The 20,465-nt window shown below is 67.3% G+C and carries 21 protein-coding genes; 11 read left to right on the forward strand and 10 right to left on the reverse strand.

From position 1 onward, the window contains the following. The coding region (locus ON23_RS25465) for a DUF4254 domain-containing protein (RefSeq protein WP_039781286.1) at positions 1–297 on the forward strand (297 nt) is incomplete at its 5' end. A 209-nt stretch (positions 298–506) separates the two neighbouring features. Here the strand turns inward: ON23_RS25465 and ON23_RS25470 are convergent. After that, entirely contained in the window at positions 507–2,075 is a 1,569-nt protein-coding gene (locus tag ON23_RS25470) for an ATP-dependent DNA ligase (RefSeq protein WP_039781288.1), read from the reverse strand. 93 nt (positions 2,076–2,168) lie between these two features. Here ON23_RS25470 and ramB point away from each other — a divergent pair, with 93 nt between their 5' ends. Further along, positions 2,169–3,578, forward strand: coding sequence for an acetate metabolism transcriptional regulator RamB (ramB, locus tag ON23_RS25475; protein WP_039781290.1), 1,410 nt, complete (start codon positions 2,169–2,171; stop codon positions 3,576–3,578). Between the two features lie 43 nt (positions 3,579–3,621). Beyond that, positions 3,622–4,161, forward strand: a complete 540-nt coding sequence (locus ON23_RS25480) for a carboxymuconolactone decarboxylase family protein (RefSeq protein WP_039781292.1) — start codon at positions 3,622–3,624, stop codon at positions 4,159–4,161. 19 nt (positions 4,162–4,180) lie between these two features. Here ON23_RS25480 and ON23_RS25485 read toward each other — a convergent pair whose 3' ends face one another. Then, the gene (locus tag ON23_RS25485) at positions 4,181–4,996 is read right to left on the reverse strand and encodes a TetR/AcrR family transcriptional regulator (protein ID WP_051043317.1); all 816 of its coding nucleotides are present in this window, start codon (positions 4,994–4,996) and stop codon (positions 4,181–4,183) included. Positions 4,997–5,154: 158 nt separating this feature from the next. Here ON23_RS25485 and ON23_RS25490 point away from each other — a divergent pair, with 158 nt between their 5' ends. Beyond that, complete coding sequence (locus ON23_RS25490) at positions 5,155–5,571, forward strand: VOC family protein (protein WP_039781294.1); 417 nt, start codon at positions 5,155–5,157, stop codon at positions 5,569–5,571. Between the two features lie 85 nt (positions 5,572–5,656). Here ON23_RS25490 and ON23_RS25495 read toward each other — a convergent pair whose 3' ends face one another. After that, positions 5,657–6,511, reverse strand: coding sequence for an SDR family oxidoreductase (locus tag ON23_RS25495; RefSeq protein ID WP_039781295.1), 855 nt, complete (start codon positions 6,509–6,511; stop codon positions 5,657–5,659). A 117-nt stretch (positions 6,512–6,628) separates the two neighbouring features. On the opposite strand from ON23_RS25495, the gene ON23_RS25500 reads away from it, so the two are divergent. Next, entirely contained in the window at positions 6,629–7,027 is a 399-nt protein-coding gene (locus ON23_RS25500) for a winged helix-turn-helix transcriptional regulator (protein WP_039781296.1), read from the forward strand. Positions 7,028–7,183: 156 nt separating this feature from the next. Here ON23_RS25500 and lpdA read toward each other — a convergent pair whose 3' ends face one another. Both lpdA and ON23_RS25510 read right to left on the reverse strand, forming a co-directional pair. Continuing rightward, positions 7,184–8,587: a dihydrolipoyl dehydrogenase gene (gene lpdA, locus ON23_RS25505; protein ID WP_039781297.1), complete on the reverse strand. Its 1,404-nt coding sequence runs from the start codon at positions 8,585–8,587 to the stop codon at positions 7,184–7,186. A gap of 78 nt (positions 8,588–8,665) precedes the next feature. Beyond that, complete coding sequence (locus ON23_RS25510; RefSeq protein ID WP_039781298.1) at positions 8,666–9,685, reverse strand: dipeptidase; 1,020 nt, start codon at positions 9,683–9,685, stop codon at positions 8,666–8,668. A gap of 131 nt (positions 9,686–9,816) precedes the next feature. Between ON23_RS25510 and ON23_RS25515 the strand changes: the two genes are divergently transcribed. The 3 genes from ON23_RS25515 to ON23_RS25525 all read left to right on the forward strand — a co-directional run bounded on the left by ON23_RS25515 (position 9,817) and on the right by ON23_RS25525 (position 12,711). Next, positions 9,817–11,895, forward strand: coding sequence for a prolyl oligopeptidase family serine peptidase (locus tag ON23_RS25515; protein WP_039781299.1), 2,079 nt, complete (start codon positions 9,817–9,819; stop codon positions 11,893–11,895). Between the two features lie 126 nt (positions 11,896–12,021). Further along, positions 12,022–12,240, forward strand: a complete 219-nt coding sequence (locus tag ON23_RS25520; protein ID WP_039781300.1) for a three-helix bundle dimerization domain-containing protein — start codon at positions 12,022–12,024, stop codon at positions 12,238–12,240. Between the two features lie 27 nt (positions 12,241–12,267). Further along, positions 12,268–12,711 (forward strand): SHOCT domain-containing protein, encoded by a 444-nt coding sequence (locus ON23_RS25525; protein ID WP_051043319.1) that lies wholly within the window; start codon positions 12,268–12,270, stop codon positions 12,709–12,711. Between the two features lie 3 nt (positions 12,712–12,714). On the opposite strand, the gene ON23_RS25530 is transcribed toward ON23_RS25525, so the two are convergent. The 5 genes from ON23_RS25530 to ON23_RS25550 all read right to left on the reverse strand — a co-directional run bounded on the left by ON23_RS25530 (position 12,715) and on the right by ON23_RS25550 (position 19,146). Further along, positions 12,715–14,403 (reverse strand): MFS transporter, encoded by a 1,689-nt coding sequence (locus ON23_RS25530; protein ID WP_083904229.1) that lies wholly within the window; start codon positions 14,401–14,403, stop codon positions 12,715–12,717. 73 nt (positions 14,404–14,476) lie between these two features. After that, positions 14,477–15,337, reverse strand: coding sequence for an alpha/beta hydrolase family protein (locus ON23_RS25535; protein WP_039781302.1), 861 nt, complete (start codon positions 15,335–15,337; stop codon positions 14,477–14,479). A 76-nt stretch (positions 15,338–15,413) separates the two neighbouring features. Further along, on the reverse strand, positions 15,414–17,252 hold the full coding sequence (locus ON23_RS25540) for an NAD-binding protein (RefSeq protein WP_051043321.1): 1,839 nt from the start codon (positions 17,250–17,252) through the stop codon (positions 15,414–15,416). Positions 17,253–17,300: 48 nt separating this feature from the next. Continuing rightward, positions 17,301–17,972, reverse strand: coding sequence for a TetR/AcrR family transcriptional regulator (locus tag ON23_RS25545; protein ID WP_306304686.1), 672 nt, complete (start codon positions 17,970–17,972; stop codon positions 17,301–17,303). A 193-nt stretch (positions 17,973–18,165) separates the two neighbouring features. Continuing rightward, the gene (locus ON23_RS25550; RefSeq protein ID WP_039781311.1) at positions 18,166–19,146 is read right to left on the reverse strand and encodes an RNA polymerase subunit sigma-70; all 981 of its coding nucleotides are present in this window, start codon (positions 19,144–19,146) and stop codon (positions 18,166–18,168) included. A gap of 96 nt (positions 19,147–19,242) precedes the next feature. On the opposite strand from ON23_RS25550, the gene ON23_RS25555 reads away from it, so the two are divergent. The 3 genes from ON23_RS25555 to ON23_RS25565 all read left to right on the forward strand — a co-directional run. Next, positions 19,243–19,617 (forward strand): nuclear transport factor 2 family protein, encoded by a 375-nt coding sequence (locus ON23_RS25555; protein ID WP_039781304.1) that lies wholly within the window; start codon positions 19,243–19,245, stop codon positions 19,615–19,617. A 43-nt stretch (positions 19,618–19,660) separates the two neighbouring features. Continuing rightward, the gene (locus ON23_RS25560) at positions 19,661–20,011 is read left to right on the forward strand and encodes an ArsR/SmtB family transcription factor (protein ID WP_039781306.1); all 351 of its coding nucleotides are present in this window, start codon (positions 19,661–19,663) and stop codon (positions 20,009–20,011) included. Further along, a partial coding sequence (locus ON23_RS25565; RefSeq protein ID WP_051043323.1) for an SRPBCC family protein occupies positions 20,008–20,465 on the forward strand: 458 nt, incomplete at its 3' end. The genes ON23_RS25560 and ON23_RS25565, both read left to right, overlap by 4 nt.

The following is a 20,465-nucleotide window of genomic DNA, read 5'->3' on the forward strand; positions in this document are numbered from 1 at the left end:
ATCGATCGTGATCGGGCACAACTGGTTTCCGATATCGATCGCTGGGTCGCCACCGAATTACCCCGGGCGCACGGCGGCGCACGCATGCATACCGAAACGGTCGGCACGGTGATCGACCGGCTCGCCCAGTTCTCCGCACTGGCCTATCTGACGCTGACACACGAACCCGACCGGGTGATCCACGATGCCTGGCGGCGGCTGTCGGAATTGGCGGTGGCCTACGACCATCTGGCGGGTGAGGTGACCGCGGGCCTGTGCCGGTTGCCCGATCTGAGCGGTCACCGCGACGAGGAATGAACCACCGGCCGAACGGCGGCGCGGGCGAGGGAACCGACGCCGCCGATGGCTGGGGATGAGCGGATCAGGGCAGTCGATCCGCATCGGGGCGACCCGACACACCGATCCTGCGCCGACATCCTCGAGATACCCCCGGATGTTCCTGGGAACCGGCTGGCAAGTGCGGGGTATGACCATTTTCGCAGGTCGGCGCCTTCCCGGGTCGTCCCTCAGGCAGTCGCCGCGGCCGGCGGTCCGGCGGGCATCAGCGCGCGTACGGTATCGATGGTGTCGGCCTGCGCGGGCTCCTTGTCCGGCCGATAGCGCACCACCCGCGCGAACCGCAGTGCCACGCCGCCGGGATAACGCGAACTGGTCTGCACCCCGTCCAGGGCGATCTCGACGACCAATTCCGGCCACAGATAGACGGTGTTGCCGTCGCGGGCACGTTCGTGACGGGGGAATTCCGCGGTCTGCCAGTGCAGCAGCGCGTCGGTGAGTCCCTTGAAGGTCTTGCCGACCATGATCGGATCGCCTCCGTGCGGGTCACGCGCGCCCAGGTGCAGGTTCGACAGATATCCGGTGCGACGGCCGTATCCCCATTCGGCGCCGAGCACCACCAGGTCCAGGGTGTGCGCCGGTTTGATCTTCTGCCACGCCCGTCCGCGGCGGCCGGCCGCATACGGCGCGGACAGCGATTTGATCATGATGCCCTCGTGCCCGGCGGCCAGCGCACCGTCGAAATATTCGGCGACGGCCTCGGGCTCCGGATCGATCAGCGCCGGAATCATCTGCGCGCCCGCCACTTTCGCCAACGCGACTCTGCGCTCGCGCAGCGGGGCATCGAGCAGATCCCGGCCGTCCAGGTGCAGACAGTCGAAGAAGTACGGATGCAGCAGCAGTTCCCTGCTCGACTTCACCGTCAGCCGCGGCTCCTCCGAGGCCGGGTCGGCGGCGAACCGGCTCATGGTCTCCTGAAACGGCCGCGGCCGGCCGGAATCGGTGAGTGCCAGCGTCTCGCCGTCGAGAACCACGCTGTCACAGGGCAGTTCGGAGACCAGCTGTACCAGTTCCGGCACGCCGGAAGTGATGTCGCGCAGCGTCCGCGTGAACACCCAGACCCGAGAGCCGTTGCGGTGCACCTGGATCCGCGCGCCGTCGAGTTTGTGCTCCACGCTCACATCGCCCGCGAATTCACCGAGCACATCGTCGAGGGTGGCCCCCGGCGAGGCCAGCATCGGCTGGATCGGACGGCCGACCTCGAGACGGAATGCCGACAGGGCCTCCGCACCCCCGGAGATGGCCGCGGCGGCGGTCACCGGCAGGCGGCCGGAAAGCATGTAGGCCCGGCGCACCAGCTCGGCCGGCACGTCGGCCGCCTCGGCCACCGCCTCGGCGACGATCGCGGTGAGCGCACCCTGACGTAGCTCGCCGGTCAGCAGGCGAATCAGGAAGGCCCGTTCGGCATCCGTCGCCCGGGCCAGCAGGGCGGTGAGCAGTTCCCGCCGCCGCGCGACCGATCCGGAGCCGGCCACCGCCGCCAATTCCGTCAGCGCCTGGTCGACCGCGGCCACCGTGAGCGTCGATTCGGGCGCCGGTTCCACCTCGATACCGGCGACCGTCCGCCAGCCCGCGCCCAGCCTGCCCTGCGGTAGCTCACCGGAAATCCACGCGACTACCGGCATCAATTCGCCCGATTCGGCCCGGCTCAGCAATTCGGCCAGACCCGCGATCTTGACCTTGCGCGACGCGGATGCCCGCACCGAATCCGACGCCGCGACCACATCCGAAAGCAGCACGGACTCGACGGTAGCCGCTCGGTGTGACATATAGCTCGAGTCCACTGCTAATTCTCCATTGGCAGCTTTGCGAAAGGTCCATAGTCTGGGCATATGGCCAAGACTTACGTCGGGGCGCGACTGCGACAGCTGCGCACCGAACGAGGGCTGAGCCAGATCTCGCTCGCCAAGAAGCTCGAGATCTCGGCGAGCTACCTCAACCAGATCGAACACGACGTGCGTCCGCTCACCGTACCGGTCCTGCTGCGGATCAGTGAGGTGTTCGGCGTAGACACCAGCTTTTTCGCCTCGCAGGACGACACTCGCCTGATCGCCGAGCTGCAAGAAGTCGTGATGGACACCGAACTCGGGATCGAGGCCGACGCGCAGGAGATCGCCGATATGGTGTCGGCCCATCCCAGCCTGGCCCGGGCGCTGGTGAACATGCACCGCCGCTACCGCAACACCACCGCACAGCTGGCCGCGGCCACCGAGGACCGCTTCTCCGACGGCAGCGGGTCGGGCGCGATCTCCCGCCCGCACGAGGAGGTGCGCGACTTCTTCTATCAGCGCCAGAACTACATTCACGAATTGGACACCGCCGCAGAGGAATTGGCGACCCGTATGCGCCTGCACGGTGGTGATCTGCGGCGTGAGCTCACCCGCCGGCTCACCACCGGTTACGGCGTGCAGATCGTGGAGCGGATCGACCTGGGCGACGGTGTGCTGCACCGCTACAACCCCGAGGCCCGCAAGCTCGAGATCGCCCCGCATCTGTCCGGCGGTCAGCGCGTGTTCAAACTCGCCGCGGAACTGGCGTACCTGGAATGCGGAGATCTGATCGACAAATTGGTCGAAGAAGGCAATTTCGCCTCCGAGGACACCCGCACGCTCGCGAAACTCGGCCTTGCCAACTATTTCGCCGCCGCGACGGTGCTGCCCTATTCGCATTTCCACGAGGTCGCCGAGGATTTCCGCTACGACATCGAGCGGCTGTCGGCCTTCTTCGCGCAGAGCTACGAAACGATCTGCCATCGGCTCTCCACCCTGCAACGGCCCAAACTGCGCGGGGTGCCCTTCTCGTTCGTGCGCGTGGATCGGGCGGGAAATATGTCGAAACGCCAGTCCGCCACCGGATTCCACTTCTCCTCCGCGGGCGGAACCTGTCCGCTGTGGAATGTGTACGAGACCTTCGCCTATCCCGGCCGGATCATGACCCAGATCGCCCAGATGCCCGACGGCCGCAAATACCTGTGGATCGCGCGCACGGTGGAGCGGCGCGCCACCCGCTACGGACAACCCAGCAAAACCTTCGCCATCGGCCTCGGCTGCGAATTGCGGCATGCCGGACGCGTGGTCTACGCCGACGGCCTGGACCTCAACGAGCCCCAGGCCACCCCGATCGGCGCCGGTTGCCGCGTCTGCGAACGCGCCAACTGCCCGCAGCGCGCGTTCCCGCCGCTGGGTAAATCCTTGGACATCAGCGAACACCGCAGCTCGATCTCGCCGTACGTCCTGCGCTGACGGCGGACCGCCCGCCGGTGCGCGCTTTTTGTTAGCGTGGGGCATGGTGTCGACGGAGCCACGAATCGCACCCGGTCGCCTGCGCGAACTGGGCCCGGTGAATTGGGTTGTCTGGCAGGTGCTTTCCCGCGCGGCGGGCACCGACGACGCCCATCTGTTCAGCACGCTCGGCCGCACCGGCGGGCTGTTCCGCGGCTGGCTGCATTTCTCGGGCCGGTTGATGCCCGGCGGAAAGCTCTCGCGCTACGAGACCGAACTGGTCATCCTGCGCGTCGCGCATCTACGGAACTGCGAATACGAGACCGACCACCACATCCGTCTCGGCAAACGCGCCGGAGTCACCAAGGACATCCTGGCGCGCCTGCGCACCGGACCCGACGCCGAAGGCTGGCCGGACAAGGAACGCGCGCTGCTCACCGCGGTCGACCAGCTGGTCACCACCCGCGACGTCGACGACGCCACCTGGTCGGCCCTGGCACGGCACTACGACGAGAAGCGACTCATCGAAATCGTGCTGCTGGCAAACCAATACGAAGGTCTCGCCAGCACCATCACCGCCCTGCGCATCCAGACCGACCACTGAGCCGGACGGACCCGGCGGCTCATTCGGAAGTCCCGGACCGTTCGACGAGGATCGCCAGGCCGTCCAGAACGCGCGCCAGACCGAAATCCCAGGCATGGTCGGCGCTGTAGGCGCTGTCGTATGCCTGTCCGGCGGCCGAGCCGACCCGCGCGGCCAGCGGATAGCGCTGCGGATCGAAGACCTGTTCCAGCACCGGGGCGGTGCGTTCCCACCATTCGCGATCCGACAGTCCGCTGTCGGCGGCCGCTCGGTCGGTGTCGATGGCGATGCGAGACACCGCGGTGACGAAGCCGAGCAGGTAGGTCAGCGCCGCATCCATCTCGACATCGCTCAGCCCGAGCCCGTCGAAGGCGCTCAGTTCGTGGTCGTATTTGGCGGCCAGCCCGGGTCCCAGCGGCGGCCGGGTGGTCGGCACGTGGGCGACCCAGCGGTGGCGGGCGAGCATCGAGCGATTGTCCTGCGCCACGGCAGCAATGCGTTCCCGCCAGTGCTTTCCGGTCAGTTCCGTGCGCGGCATCCGGGCGTAGACCGAATCGAGCATGAGGTCGAGCAACTCGGCCTTACCGGGCACATAGGTGTAGGTAGCCATCGGCGTCAGGCCGAGTTTCGCGGCGACCGCCCGCATGGTCAGCGCCGCCAAACCCTCGGAATCGGCGATCTCCACCGCCGCCGCCACCACGTCGTCGACACTGCTGCGCTGTTTGGGACCGCGCGTCGGCGCGCGGCCGGGCTGCCGCCAGAGCAATTCCAGCGTGCGAGCGGGATCGCCGGCGCCGGATCGCTCACCGGTGGCGCGGGCCCGGCGGGGCCGCTCCTCGGCCGAATTCTCTCGCACCCGACCTCCCGGTTCGCTGCCGTGCCGCCGCGGTCCGGCGTCGTGCGCATCGTATCGAGTCGCCCCGCGGCGGAATAATTCTCTACGATGTACGGTATACATAGTAGAGAGTTTCTGAAGCGTACGGCTCGCGGCCGTGCACTCGCCCGAGGAGAACCGTGAACATCACCGCATCCGCCATCTCACTCAACGTTCCCGACCCGGAGGCGTCGGCGACGTTCCTCAGCACCCACTTCGGATTCACCGTCGAGATGTCGGCCGACGGATTCGTCTCGCTGGCGCGCCCCGACGCCGGGTTCAACGTGATCTTCCTGCGCACCGGCCTGGGAACCTTCGAGCCGGCCCGTATCGCCGGCGACGCGGGGCAGGGCTTGCTGGTCGTGTTCACCGTCGCCGACATCGACGCGGAATACGAGCGCGTCCGGGCCGAAGGGGTGGAAATCGTGACGCCGATCGAGACCGAGCCGTGGGGCGAGCGCTACTTCCAGGCGGTCGACCCCAACGGCATCGTGATCCAACTGGTCCAGTGGGTGGGTGACCCGAGCGCCTACGACGCGAACAGCACCGAATCCTGATTCTGTGCTCGGTGCCCCACGTCTCGACCCGACGCCGGGCACCGAGCCAACGGCCGGTCGAACAGCCGAACCGGCCCACAGCCGCTCACTCAGCGAGAGCGCGCCCCAATACCTCGGCCGCCGAAGTCGACGGCCGGCCGATCAACTTCTGCAGATCGCCACTGGTCACATCCAGCCACCCCGCACGCAGTCCGGCATCGGAATCGGCCAGCACCCGCGCGAAATCAGCAGGGACTCCGGCCTTTTCCAATCCCGCCAGGTATTGGTCCTGCGGCAGATCCTGATACCGCACCGGCTTCCCGGAGGCATTCGAGATCACCTGAGCGACATCGGCGAGCGTCAGGTGCTCGTCGCCACCGAGTTCGTAGATCCGTCCCGCGTGGCCGTCGGTGGTCAGCACCACCGCGGCGGCCTCGGCGTAGTCGGCGCGGGCGGCCGCGGCGACCAGTCCGTCGCCGGCCGCGCCGTACAGCACGCCCGATTCCAGGGTCGCGTCCAGGCCGTTCAGATAGTTCTCCCAATACCAGCTGTTACGCAGAAAGGTATGCGGTACAGCAGATTTCGCGATCACCTCTTCGGTGCCGCGATGCTCCTGCGCGAGAATCATCGGATTCTCCTCGGCGCGCGGAATGCTGGTGTAGGCCAGCAGTTCCACCCCCGCCCGCTCGGCGGCGCGCACGACATTGGTGTGCTGGTCGACCCGCGCACCGAACTCGTTGCCCGACACCAGCAATACCCGATCCACATCCGCGAGGGCGCGGTCGAGCGCTTCCGGATCGTCATAGGCGGCCTGCCGCACCCGCACACCGCGCTCGGCCAGATCGGCGACCTTGGCCGGGTCGCGGACCACCGCGACGACGGGCCCCGCATTCCTGTTCAACAGCGCCTCGACGACGAGACGGCCCAACTGCCCACTTGCCCCGGTGACGGCGACGGTCATAGCCCAACCTCCAGATCTGATGTACGGAACATCCTGCACTAACTATTAGTTAGTACCTGATATTCCCGAACCACAGACGAGAAGGTCACTACTTCAGCGATGGGTAGCATCGAGGCCATGACGAGCCGGCAACTGCGATCGGCGGACGACGCCGATCCGACCCTGGAAGCCGACGTCTTCGCGCGCAACTGCCGCTCCCGGCCGGTGCTGCAGAATGTCGCGAGCCGCTGGGGCGCACTCGCCCTGGTCGCGCTGCGCGAAGGTCCCTACCGTTTCAGCGCGCTGCGCCGCCGCGTCGACGGCATCAGCGAACGCATGCTGTCGCAGACCCTGCAGGCCCTGGAACGCGACGGCATGATCCATCGCGAAGTGCAGCAGACCATCCCGCCCCGCGTCGAATACACCCTCACCGGCCTGGGCGCCCAGGTCGCCGATCAGCTGTACGGCCTGATCGCGATCCTCGAGGACAACATCGACGTCATCTCGGCGGCGCAGGACACCTACCACCGCGACTGATCGGCGCGCCGCCGCGGTGAACTGATCGTGCAAACCGGCGCGAAAATCCGGGAAATCCGCGAAAACCGTCGAGGTTTGCACGATCAGTTCACCCTGGACCACGAAAACGGCCCGGTATCAGGCACATTCGCCGATACCGGGCCGTGAACGCGGAGATCAGAAGTTGATCATGTGACCCGCGAGACCGTGGAACGCCTCCTGCAACGCCTCGCTCAGCGTCGGGTGGGTGTGCACGTTGCGCGCGAGTTCGTTGACGGTGAGGTCCCACTTCTGGGCCAGCGTCAGCTCGGGCAGCAGCTCCGACACATCGGGACCGATGAGGTGGCCGCCGAGCAACTCGCCGTATTTCGTGTCGGCGACCAGCTTCACGAAACCGGTCGGGTCACCCAGGCCGTGCGCCTTGCCGTTCGCGGTGAACGGGAAGGTCGCGACCTTCACGTCGTAACCCTCGTCGCGGGCCTGTTGTTCGGTGAGACCGAAGCTGGCGACCTGCGGCTGGCAGAACGTCGCGCGCGGCATCATCCGGTAGTCGCCCAGCGACAGCGTCTCCGCGCCGCCGATCGTCTCGGCCGCGACCACACCCTGCGCCTCGGCCACGTGGGCCAGTTGCAGTTTCGCGGTGACGTCGCCGATGGCGTAGATGTGCGGCACATTGGTGCGCATGTAGTCGTCGATCGCGATGGCGCCGCGCTCGGTCAGCTGCACGCCGGTGTTCTCCAGGCCGTAGCCCTTGACCCGCGGCGCGAAACCGACGGCCTGCAGCACCTTGTCGACGGTGACCGTCTCGACCGAACCGGACTTGTTGTCCTTGATCGACACGGTGACCTTGGAACCGTTGTCCTCGATGGATTGCACCGAGGCACCGGTGGTGATGGTGATGCCGAGCTTCTTGTACGCCTTGGTGATCTCCTTGGAGACGTCGGCGTCCTCGTTCGGCAGCGCGCGGTCGAGGAACTCCACGATCCGCACGTCCACGCCGTAGTTCTTGAGGACGTACCCGAACTCCATGCCGATCGCGCCCGCGCCGACGATCAGGATCGACCCCGGCAGATCCCGGGTCAGGATCTGCTCTTCGTAGGTGACCACGTTCTGCGACAGCGAGGTGCCCGGCAGCAGCTTGGTCTCGGTGCCGGTGGCGATGATGACGTTGTCGAAGGTGACGGTTTCGGTGCCGCCGCTGCTCAGCTCGACGGAGAGCGTGTTCGCGTCGGTGAAGGTGCCCTTCCCGTCGAACTCGTCGATCTTGTTCTTCTTCATCAGGAAGTGGACGCCCTTGACCCGGCCGTCCGCGACCTTACGACTTCGATCGAAGGCGGCACCGAAGTCGAAGCTCGCCTGTCCGGAGATACCGAAGGTCTTCGCTTCCTTGGTGAAGATATGGGCCAGCTCCGCGTTGCGCAGCAGTGCCTTGGACGGAATGCACCCGACGTTCAGGCACACGCCACCCCAGTATTTCTGCTCGACGATCGCTGTTCGCAGGCCGAGTTGAGCGGCGCGGATCGCGGCGACGTAACCGCCGGGACCAGCGCCGAGAACGACGACATCGTAGTGGGAAGTCACGGCAACGAGCCTAGCGCTGTTGCCGAAAGCTCACTCATCCATCCCCCGCAGGGGTGAGAGGGCGGCCACAGCGTGCGCCTACCTCCAGACCTCCCGTGCGGCACGGGCGAAATTGCCGTGGAAGATCGCCGCGCGTTCGGAATCGGTGAAACCCCGGCGGGCCAGGACTTCGTCCAGTCCGGCGATGCGGGGCCGGGCGTCCGAGTTGTCCACATCCGTCCCCAGGTGTGGCGGCAGTCCCAGCAGATCCTCCGGTGGCACCCACTGCAGTGGCCCCCACCGCGTGTAGTCCTCCGAGAAATTCTCCGGCGCGGCCGCGATCTCCGCGTTGAACTGGTCCCCGTCGAACGAGAAGTCCGAACCGATCCCGATGTGCTCGACACCCACGAGTTCGGCGCCGTAGGCGATGTGATCCGCCATCGCCTCGATGCGCGCGGCCCGTCCCTCGACGCGGTTGCGGCCCAGGAAGATTCCGACCCCGTTGATTCCGATCACCCCACCGGTCGCCGCGCACGCACGCGCCTGGTCGTCGCCGATATTGCGCGGATGCGGCCACAGCGCGGCGAAATTGGAGTGGCTGTAGATCATCGGCCCGCCCGCGACCTCCGCGATGTCCAGGCCCGTGCGCCGCGAACAGTGCGAACCGTCGGCGAACATCCCGACCTCACCCAGCGTGCGGATGATCGTGCGGCCGTACGGCGTCAGTCCGCGATCGTCCGGATCCAGGCATCCGCCGCCGGCCGCGTTGGCGTGGTTGTAGGTCGGCAGCAGCGAACGCACCCCGAGCGAACGGAACAGCGCGATATTGTCCGGATCACCGTCCAGCGGCCGCGAATCCTCGAGATCGAAGGCCAGCGCGATGCGACTTCCGGACGTCACCTCGATGTCACCGATGGACTCGACGAGCCGGAAACGACCGTCCGCCAGCGCATTCCGGCGCAGCAGATGCAGCATGGCCAGCGCATCCTCGATCGAATGCAGTGAATACCCCACATTTACCGACAGATACGACCCGGCCGGGTAGCGCGTCAGTTCGGTGATATCGGCGGACGGGAGAATCGGCAGGCAGCAGTGCTGCTCCCAGAGCGGATGTGCCACCGCGGTCCTCCTTCCGGCCTTCCCGGGGCGTCCAGCAACTGTACGGAGTCGCCGGCCGAGTGGGCGACGAGACACGGCGCGATGCACCTCTCACCCCTCGGCGGACCGGCCGGTAGGCCAGAATGTGACCCATGAGCGGCGCCGAGCAAACAACCGATCCGTACCTGTGGCTCGAGGATGTCACCGGCGAACCGTCCCTGTCCTGGGCACGGGCCCACAACGAGGTGGTGATCGAACGCTTCGCCACCTCCGATCGGTTCGACGCCCTCGACCATCGCATCCTCGCCATGCTCGACACCGACACCCGCATCCCGTACCCGACCCGGCGCGGACGCTGGCTCTACAACTTCTGGCGCGACGCCGAACACCCCCGCGGCCTGTGGCGCCGGACCACCTTCGACGAATACCGCGGCGACGATCCGGCCTGGGATGTGCTCGTCGACCTGGACGCCCTGGCGGTCGCCGAGGACGAGAACTGGGTCTGGGGCGGGGCGGCGGTGTTGCGCCCGGACCAGGAACTGGCCCTGATCAGCCTGTCCCGCGGCGGTGCGGACGCCAAGGTGGTGCGCGAATTCGATCTGACCACACGGCAATTCCGCCCGGCGGCGGCCGGCGGCTTCCACCTGCCCGAGGCCAAATCGCAGGTGCGCTGGATCGATGCCGACACCGTATACGTCGGAACCGATTTCGGCCCCGGCACACTCACCGACTCCGGATATCCGCGGCTGGCCAAGCGCTGGCGCCGCGGAACCCCGCTGGCCGAGGCGGACACCGTGTTCGAGGGCGAGCCGGGCGATGTGATGGTCTCGGCGGGTTACGACCGGACGCCGGGATACGAACGCCACTACGTCGCCCGCGCGACCGACTTCTTCAACGAATCGGTCTATCTGCTGGACCGCGACGGCACGCTGCGGCATATCGACGTACCCACCGACGCCTCCGAATCCTGGTACAAGGATTGGCTGCTGGTGCAGTTGAAATCGCCGTGGGAGGTCGCCGGCCGCAGCTATCCCGCCGGTGCTCTGCTGGCCATCGATATCGACGAATTCTTCGACGGCGCACGTGATTTCGAGGTCGTCTTCGAACCCGACGCGCACACCTCACTGCATGGCTACGGCTGGACCGAGAACCACCTGCTGCTGATCACGCTGGAGGATGTGCAGACCAAGCTGTACGTGCTGACGCCCGCCTCGGCGACCGCCCCGGGCTGGACCCGCGAACCGCTCGCCGACACCCCGCCGATGGCGACCACCAATGTCATGAATCTGGATCCGCTGGAGAGTGGTGACGAATTCATGCTCACCACAAGCGGTTTCACCACCCCGGCGACACTGCTGGCCGGTTCGGTGGGCAGCCCGGCGGTGGCACTCAAGCGGGAACCGGCGTATTTCGACGCCGCGGGCATCGACACCGAACAGTTCTTCGCGCGCTCCGACGACGGAACGATGGTGCCGTACTTCGTGATTCGCCACCGCGACCACCGAGGGAAGCCCGGCCCGACCGTCGTCTCGGGGTACGGCGGCTTCGAGGTCTCGCGCACCCCCGGTTACAGCGGCGCCTCCGGCATGGGCTGGCTCGAACGCGGCGGCACCTGGGTGATGGCCAACATCCGCGGCGGCGGGGAGTACGGGCCCGAATGGCACACCCAGGTGCAGAAGGCCAACCGCTACAAGGTCTACGAGGATTTCTCCTCGGTCGCGAAGGACCTCGTCGCGCGGGACATCACGACCGCGGCACAACTCGGCGCGGTCGGCGGCAGCAACGGCGGCCTGCTGATGGGTGTGATGCTGACCCGCTATCCGGAACTGTTCGGCGCCATCGTCTGCCAGGTGCCGCTGCTGGATATGAAGCGCTACCACCTGCTGCTGGCGGGCGCGTCCTGGATCGCCGAATACGGCGACCCGGACAAGCCCGAGGAGTGGGAGTACATCAGCAGGTATTCGCCGTATCAGCGGGCGATGGCGGCCGACCCGGCGCGCCCCTACCCGCCGATCCTGCTCACCACCTCCACCCGCGACGACCGGGTCCACCCCGGCCACGCCCGGAAGATGGCGGCGTTGCTGGAATCTCAGGGGCGGACCGTCTGGTATCACGAGAACATCGAGGGCGGTCACGGCGGCGCGGCCGACAACAAGCAGATGGCCTTCCAGTCCGCGCTGATCTACGAGTTCTTCACCCAGATGCTGATCGAGCGGCGCACCACCGCCTGACCGGCCCGTCCTTCTCTCACCGAACAGATGACCAATGGCCCGCAGCGACCAGGGCCTTTGGCCTCTGGAGTGTGATCCACCGCACTGCCATTCTCGGTTCGGGGACCGAGAACGACAGGATTCGCAATGCGCACACCGACAGCGGTCGGGCCGGTGGACACCGTAGATCGGCTCATTGCCGAATTCGGCGCTCGACTGCCGCGCCGGGCCGTCGAGATCGCTGTCGCGAGCGCCCTCCGAGACCTGCGCGGATCACCGGTCCCGGCCCTACCGGAACTCGTCGAACGGCTTGCCCGTCAGCGACTCACCGATTCGGCCACCTCGCCGACCACCGCGGTTCGGTAGCGGGTTCTCGAGAGGAGCACACACATCATGGATACGTTCTGGGACTACGTCTGGTACACGATTCTGGTGTTCGCCTTCGTGGCCTACCTCATCATCCTGTTCCAGATCCTGACCGATCTGTTTCGCGATCACACGGTCTCCGGCATCGCCAAGGCCGCATGGGTGATCTGCCTGGTGATAATCCCCTATCTCACGGCTCTGGTCTATCTGGTCGTGCGCGGAAAGGGCATGGCCGAGCGAGCCCAGCACGCCCAAGCGGAAGCCAAGCAGGCGGCCGACGACTACATCCGTCAGGTGGCGGGCAAGTCGCCCGCGGAGCAGATCGCCGACGCCAAGGCCCTCTACGACTCCGGCACGATCGACGAGACCGAATTCGCCCAGCTGAAGGCCCGCGCGCTCGGTCACAACGGTTCCGGCACAGGCAATGCCGGAACCGGCGGCGCCGACCGGGGCAACCTGGCCGCCCGGTAGCGACTACTCGGCTCCGGTCCGCTCGTCGGCCACCGTGCCCGCGTCCGGATCGGAGCCGACGGCACGCCGCGGTAGCCGGCCGGTGAAGAACAAGGCGATGACGGCCAGCATCGCCGTCACCGCGAAGGCCACCTGCAATGCCAGCAGGCGGGCATCGGAGTTGACCGCGACCACCGCGTCGGCGGTCGACGTGTCGACCCCGGCCGCGTCGAGCGACTGCCGCAGCTGAGTATTGGATACGAACGGCACGCCGTCGGCCAGTTCGGTGGTGGCCCGTTGCGCGACCGAGGGCGGGACCGCAGGGTTGTTCTCGATCCCGCCGATCACCGACGAGGTCAGCGTGGCGATCAGAATGGAGCCGATCAACGCGGTGCCGAGCGAGGCGCCGAGATTCGTCGCGGTGTTCTGCAACCCGCCGACCTCCGCACTCTGCGAATCCGGCACCGCCGACACGGTGATCGCCCCGAGCTGGGAGGCCAGCGCACCCAGGCCCAGTCCCATGAACAGCATGGGCACGGCCACCACCCCGGCATTCGCCCCGGGATCCATGCCGCCGGCCAGCAGCAGAATCCCGATGATCATCGAACCCAGTCCGATGCGCACCACCCGTCGGGGATCGGCCCGCGGCACGAACTTGGGAATCCCGGCAGCGGCGGCGACGAGCGCGACGGACAGCGGAAGAATGCGCACACCGGTTTCGAGCGCACTCAATTCGAGCACCACCGACAGGAACAGCGGGACCGAGAAGAACACCCCGGCCTGAATCGCGAACTGCGCGAAGAACATCGCCAATCCGCCACCGAGCCGGCGATTGGCGAACAGCCGCGGGTCGACCAACGGCTCCCGGCCGGATCGCACCAACCGGTGCTGCCACCGCAGGAATGCGTACAGCACCAGCAGACCCGCCAGGATCAACCAGATCACCGGCGACAGACCCGCGATCTCGGTACCGCCGGGACGCGGGCGGACCCACCCCCATTCGCTGGAGCGCAGCACGCCGAAGACGACGGCACCCAGCCCGGCGACGGACAGCACCGAACCCAGAAGGTCCAGATGCACCCGCTGCGCCGGCACATCCGCCACCCGGCGCAGCACCAGCAGAATCGCCACCACGACCACGACCTCGCCGAAGAACACGTACCGCCAGGACGCGAAGGTCGTCACCGCCCCGCCCAGGAGCGGACCCACCGCCACAGCCATCGCACCGGCCGCGGCGACGAGTCCGTATGCGGCGGCGCGGCGTTCACGGCCGAAGTTCGCCGCCACCAGCGACACGATCGCCGGCATGATCAGCGCCGCTCCGATGCCCTCCAGCAGCGACCAGCCCAGCAGCAACACCCCCAGATTCGGCGCCAACCCGGTCACCAGCGAGCCCGCGCCGTAGACGACCAAGCCCACGCCGAATGCGCGTCGCCGCCCGAGAATCGTCCCGACCTTGCCGCCGGTGACCATCAGCGATGCCATCACCAGTGTGTACAGCGTGATGGCGGTTTGGATTCCGGTGATCGTCGTGCCGACGTCGTGGGCGACCGTCGCCATCGAGACGTTCATGACCGAACTGTCGAGGGTCATAAAGAATTGGCCGGAACCCAGCACCGCCAAGACGAGTGTGGATCCGGAGGCGGCGCCCGCCCGCGTCGTCACTCCCGCCGCGCTCGCTGTCGAGCCGGCGCGAGACGACGGCCTGAGCATCGGTATCGGCGGACGACCCACCTGCGCATTCGTCCATTGAAGCACTCGCGGGCCCGGCATCGGCCGCGTTCGGCTACAGGTCGCGCACCCACTTCTCGATGCGGTCCACCGTCGCCTCCGGATCGGTGATCCAGCCGTTGTGCCCCAACGGTTTCGGCTCGTGCCAGGTGCTCACGCGCGCCTTGGGAAGTTTCTCCAGCAGATGTGCGGCCGAACTGCGGGGGGTGAGATCGTCGCCGCTCATGGTGATCGAGAGGACCGGCAGGGTGAGTCGCGCGATGCGCTCGTCGTAGTCGATATCGGCGCCGACCGGGACGAACCGGCCGGTGCGGGCCAGCCGCGCCCAATCGGAGATCAGCACCTTGGACTGCCGGCCGAAACCCCCGGCGGTGATTCGATCCCCTGGCCAGAACCCGGCGAGATTCGCCGTCAGCGAGATGGCGGCCGGTCCGACGAGCATCGCGGAGCGGGCGATCCCGCCGTAACCCCGGTAGTAGGGAGTGCCGGAGGCGATGAGGATGAGCCCGCCCAACCGGCCGCGGATCCGCGCGGCGTACATGACCCCGAGCTGACCACCCATACTGTGCCCGAGCAACATCGGCGTGCTGTCCGGGAAACGGGTGCGAACGGCCTGGAAGATCGCCGGAAAGTCGACCGAGACCAGCTCGTGGTAGCCGTAGGTACTCGACGGGCTCGGCTTCGGCCGGCTGTCACCGTTACCCCGCAACTCCCCGATCGCCGCATCGAATCCGCGCCGCGCCAGCTCGCGCGCGAAATCCCCGTAGTACTCGCCCGGCACACCCAATCCCGGAATGATCACGATGACCGGCCGCGGGGCATCCGCGGTGATGGCATGCCGATGCGGACCGCTCGCGGCAACGAACCGCACCGGCACCGTCGACCCGTCCGGCATCTGGATCGGAATCGTCTCCATACGCGCACGCTACCGCGACGCGCGCCCCGGTAAGCGCGAGCGAGGGCCGAACTCCCTGCACATCGGCGCGCGACGCTCAGGAGCCCACCGCATCCGGCTCGGCCGACCCGTCCGCACATCGTTGTCCGGCCTCCCGGGCCGGGTCCCCAGCTTGCCCGCCGGCGGTGGGGGCCTTCGCGTCGATGATCGACTCCTCGGCCCTACCGTCGGAGCCGATCACCTCAGCCACACCGGCGACCAACCCTTCCGCCGCAGCGATGGCCTCCTGTGCCGTTTCGTCCACTGCGGGCGCACAACTGCGCTCCAGCAGTTCGTCGAGTCCTCGCCGGGTCGCCACCACCACCAGTTGATTGCCCGCGGCGAGCACCGTCTGCGCCGCGGGCTGCCATTCCAGCGCGTCCCCGACCGCCGGCTGCACCGCGATCACCCGGGTGTGCTCCGCCGATCCGAGGTCGGCGATCCGCAACCCGATCAGCGCCGATCCGGGCTCCACCGGCACCTCCGCGACCAGCAGGGTGGCCTGATTGATCGTCAGGGTGGCGATCACTCGCCGCTCCACCACGGCCGCGGCGAACCCGTGCGCGGCCAATTGGAAGACGCTGCGCACCACCGCCTTCCCGAGACTGCGCTGGACCCGGTCGGCCAGGTCGTCGTCGGAGACGCGTAGCACCACCCGCAGGTCGTCCCGATAGGACTGACCGAGCATCGCGGCCTCCAGGTTCACCGCGTCACTGGAGGTCAGCAAGACCAGTGCCCGCGCCTTCGGCACACCCACCGCGCGCAACGTGTCTTCCCAGGTGGCCTGACCGATCACCACCGGCACCCCGAGGCTGCGCGCCAGCGCGATACCGCGCGCGTTCTCGTCGTAGTCCAGCCCCACCACCGGCACGCCGAGATCGCGCAACTGTTCCACCACGCGCATTCCGACATTGCCCAATCCCGCGACCACCACATGGTTTTCCATCCGCGAGGGATCGATCGAATATTCCGACAACTGCGCCCGCAACACGCCACCCACCACGAGCGCGGTGACCACCGGCGTCATCGCCAGCCCGGTGAAGACCACCCCCAGTTGCAGGATCTTGAACAGCGGCTCCCGGGCCGGCTCCGGCTGCGCCGCACCCGCCGAATCCAGTAGCGTCTCGTATACCGCTGTGCCCCAACTATTTCCGATCAGCACCATGATGACGCACACGGCGGCGATGATGATCAGCATCACCAACAGCAGCCGGATCAGATCGTGCCGGACCAGATAGCGCAGCTGGTTCAGCCAACGGCGCCGCGTCCCGGGCGAATACGGCACCCGCCCGGCCAGCGCCAGCACCCGGTCCGCCGGTGCGTGCGGCGAGCGCAACGCGATGGCCCCCGGCCCGCCGACCAGCCCGGCCACCACCCGATCCGGCGGCGCGTCACCGGCCGCGGCAACGTACAGGGTGCGTTCCCCCAGGCGCAGATAGTCCTGCGCCTTCTCGCCGAGGGCCGCGGCGATGAAGGACGGGGCGGCCATCTCCGAGATCGACAGCACCACACAGTCGGAGAACAACCGGCGGATGCGAAAACCCAAGCCGGTGTTGAACATTCGGATCACCAGCCGGATCCGCGGATTGAGTTCGTGGGCGCGCAGCGCGGCGTGGAAGTTCTCCACGTCCGCCTGATCCACAAGGGCCAGCGCTCGGGCCCGCTCCACCCCGGCCGCGCGCAGGACGGTCTCGTCCAGGCGATCGGCGCACAGGATCCGCACCCGCGCCAGCTTTTCCAGCTGTGGCACGTAGCTGCCGTTGCGGTTCGGCAGTACCGCGGTCACGGTGGCATCGGCGAACCGGGTGGTCAGCTGCAGGGCCAGCTGGTGGACGAGCGGGTTGTCTCCGCAGACGACGAATGTCGGGGACTGCCCGCCCCCCGGCGAAACATGCACCTCTCGATGCTAAAGCGAATCCCGTTCGGCGGCACGACCCTTCGTCGATCAGGCGCTGACCGCACCCATGATGACCCGGCGCAGCACCCTGATCACCTCGTCGAGGGGCCGGCGCGGCTCCGAGCCGCTCCACTCGTCGACCACGTAGTTCACCGCACCGATGATGGCGAGCATGCGCGTTTCGTAGTCGCCGCTGGGGATCTCACCCTGCAGCGCCGCATCCTCGGCGGCTCCGGCCAGCAGCGCCCCCCAGGCGCGACGCAGCTCCAGCCGGAACTTCTCCACCTTCGGCCCGGCGCCGACCACCTCGACCAGCGCCACGCGGGCCTTGCGCGGATCGCGCCCGATGGACTCGATATAGGCGCGCACCCCGGCGTCGATGATCTCGATGGCACTCGCATCGGCATGCGCGTCCAGCGCGGCGACGACCGCGTCCCGGGATTCCCGGTCGATCTGTTCGTAGAGTTCCAGCAGCAACGATTCGCGGCCGGTGAACTCCTCGTAGAACTGACGCGAGGAAAGTCCGGCGTCTTTGCAAATGGCTCCGACCGAGCTATTGGCATACCCGTCTCTGGCGAACACTGTCAGGCCAGATTCCAGAAAACGCGCACGTCGCTGCCGCTGCCGGTCTTCTACGGGCTGTCCGGCGTACATCCTACCCGCGTTCGTTTCCTGTGACATTGCGCCAGACAATACCGAAGGGCCCGATTCCCTCGTCATGGATCGGGCCCTTCGCTTACACCTCCGACTGACCGCGCGTTAGCCGGAAGTTGTCTATATGGTCGGAGCGCCGGTGCAACGACTGCGCTCTTCCTGTCGCGGATGGTTTGCCGAAACGGAGGATAGTCGATAACACCTATACAACGGAAGAGTTTGAAGGAATTTTCTAGGTTTTATTTCCGCAACGATTCCATCAGGAAATAGTCGCGCCCTCCGGCGGCAGCGCGAGCGGAAGGCCGAAGCGCGGGAAGTTCTCGGCGGGCGGGAAATGAGCGAGCGCGGAAATACCGTCCGGGCCGTACGTCGTCACCAGAAGTCCGGTCGCCCGAAACGGTCCGTCCGCCCGGCGGGAATAGCAGCCGAATGCGGGGTGCGCGTTGGCCCGCACCGATTGCAGCCGAATCTCCGCACGATCCCGAAATGCCGGAATACCGCGAAGGAATTCGCCGATCGCCGCCCGGCCGTGATACTCGTGCGGCCACGGCGGCATGGTCAGCCACGCCTCGTCGGTCAGCAGTTCGACCACGGCGCCCACATCGGCAGCCTCGAAGGCACGCGCGAAACGCTCACTGAGCCCACGCTCCGTGGGCGACCCCGGCTCCGGCTCCGGGCGCCCGCACTCGTGGCGAGACAGCCGTTCACGAGCCCGCTGCAACGCCGCCTTGACGGCGACAGGCGTCGACCCCAGCAGGTCGGCCACCTCCGCCGCGCTGAACTCGAGCACGTCCCGCAGGACGAGCACGGCGGCCTGGCGCGGTGGAAGTCGTTGCAGCAGGGCGATGAACGCCAACTCGACGGACGCGCGCGCGGTCAGCACCTGCTGCGGATCCAGCAGTGCGTCCGGACACGGCTGCAACCAGCTCACCTCCGCGTGGCGGGTCGGTTCCGGCGCGTCGAAGGGCAGCGGCGCGACCGGCCGGCGCAGTGCTGCCCGGCGAAAATTGAGGCACCGATTCGTCGCGATCCGGTAGAGCCAGGTGCGCACCGACGACCGCTGCTCGAATTCGGCCATACCGCGCCACGCCGCGAGCAGCGTCTCCTGCAACGCGTCCTCGGCGTCGTACATCGACCCGAGCATCCGATAGCAGTGCGTGCGCAACTCGGCCCGATAGGGCTCGGTGAGCTCACGAAAGGTCTGCTCATCCACGCCCGCCGCGATCGACGACTCCGCCATCGCCCCATCGTCACATCGGGCACCGACAACCGGTCCGTTCCCCGCGCGGCCGGTGTCTGTATCGGTGAACGGTTTCATCGACCCGAGGAGGACGACATGATCGGAAACCACAGCCCCGCGGCCCGGGTGGCCCTCGCCTATTTCGAGGCCTGGACAGCACAGGACATGGATCGAGCGATGACCTATGTCGCCGACGACATCGTCTGCGATGCCCCCGCCGGCCGCATCGAAGGCGCGACCTCCTATCGCGACTTCATGGAGCCGTTCACTCGAATCCTCACCGGCGCAACGATGTTCGCCGCTTTCGGGGACGAGACCACCGCGCTGGTCTGCTACGACACCGCGACTCTCCCGGTACCGAGTGCCCCTGCGGCGGAACTGATTACCGTCGTCGACGGCCGAATCACAGCCAGCCGCTTCATCTTCGACCGGCTGCCGTTCGAAACGGCACGCGCCCAGAACAACAGTTAAGTAACTACTTGACTATCGGGACCGAGCTCCTACACTTAAGTAGGTGCTTAACCAAACCGAGCGGCTGGACCTGATCTTCCGGGCGCTCACCGACCCCACTCGCAGATATCTGCTCGAACGGCTCGGCCGGGGACCGGCGGCAGTCAGCGCCCTGGCCGAGCCGCTGGAGATGAGCCTGGCGGCCGTCGTGCAGCATCTCCAGGTGCTGCAGGACGCCGGGCTGGTGCGGTCGGAGAAGGTCGGCCGGGTGCGCACGTGCCAACTGGTACCCGATGCGCTGCGTCCCGCCGAGGATTGGTTGCACGCGCGGCAGACCCCGTGGGAACGCCGCCTCGACGCGCTCGGCGCAGCTCTCGCCGAGCACACCACCCCCGAACCCGAGGAGTCGCCATGACGACCACGCATTCCCTGGTCCATTCCACGTTCACCCTCGAACGCGACTATCCCGTCACTCCCGCAGCGGTTTTCGGCGCATGGGCCGAACCGGAACGCAAGGCCGAGTGGTTCAGCGCGCCCGGCACCGAACACGAACTCGACTTCCGTGTCGGGGGCCGCGAGATCGCCGCCGGCGTACACGACGGCAAGCGGATGACCTTCACCACCACATACCAGGAGATCGTCCCCGCGGAACGCATCGTGTACACCTCCACGATGGGCGTGGACGACGCCGTGGTGACGGTCTCGCTCACCACCGTCGAATTCGCCGAAACCGCGGCCGGCACCCGGCTGACCCTCACCGAACACGGCGCCTATCTCGATGGTCACGAAAAGCCGGAATGGCGCGAGCACGGCACCGGCGAACAGCTCACCACCCTGGGAGAGCGCCTGCGGGAAATGTCGAGCCGATG

The sequence above is a fragment of the Nocardia cerradoensis NBRC 101014 genome (genome assembly GCF_000308535.1).
Classification (GTDB): Bacteria; Actinomycetota; Actinomycetes; order Mycobacteriales; family Mycobacteriaceae; genus Nocardia; species Nocardia cerradoensis.

Bases quoted from the DNA above. Each gene is read 5' to 3' on its own strand.
- ON23_RS25555 (WP_039781304.1), top strand. From the start codon at position 19,243: ATGATCGGAAACCACAGCCCCGCGGCCCGGGTGGCCCTCGCCTATTTC.
- ramB (WP_039781290.1), top strand. From the start codon at position 2,169: ATGGCCAAGACTTACGTCGGGGCGCGACTGCGACAGCTGCGCACCGAA.
- ON23_RS25525 (WP_051043319.1), top strand. From the start codon at position 12,268: ATGGATACGTTCTGGGACTACGTCTGGTACACGATTCTGGTGTTCGCC.
- ON23_RS25500 (WP_039781296.1), top strand. From the start codon at position 6,629: ATGACGAGCCGGCAACTGCGATCGGCGGACGACGCCGATCCGACCCTG.
- ON23_RS25495 (WP_039781295.1), bottom strand. From the start codon at position 6,511: ATGACCGTCGCCGTCACCGGGGCAAGTGGGCAGTTGGGCCGTCTCGTC.
- ON23_RS25550 (WP_039781311.1), bottom strand. From the start codon at position 19,146: ATGGCGGAGTCGTCGATCGCGGCGGGCGTGGATGAGCAGACCTTTCGT.
- ON23_RS25530 (WP_083904229.1), bottom strand. From the start codon at position 14,403: ATGCTCAGGCCGTCGTCTCGCGCCGGCTCGACAGCGAGCGCGGCGGGA.
- ON23_RS25545 (WP_306304686.1), bottom strand. From the start codon at position 17,972: ATGACGAGGGAATCGGGCCCTTCGGTATTGTCTGGCGCAATGTCACAG.
- ON23_RS25515 (WP_039781299.1), top strand. From the start codon at position 9,817: ATGAGCGGCGCCGAGCAAACAACCGATCCGTACCTGTGGCTCGAGGAT.
- ON23_RS25535 (WP_039781302.1), bottom strand. From the start codon at position 15,337: ATGGAGACGATTCCGATCCAGATGCCGGACGGGTCGACGGTGCCGGTG.
- ON23_RS25480 (WP_039781292.1), top strand. From the start codon at position 3,622: ATGGTGTCGACGGAGCCACGAATCGCACCCGGTCGCCTGCGCGAACTG.
- ON23_RS25520 (WP_039781300.1), top strand. From the start codon at position 12,022: ATGCGCACACCGACAGCGGTCGGGCCGGTGGACACCGTAGATCGGCTC.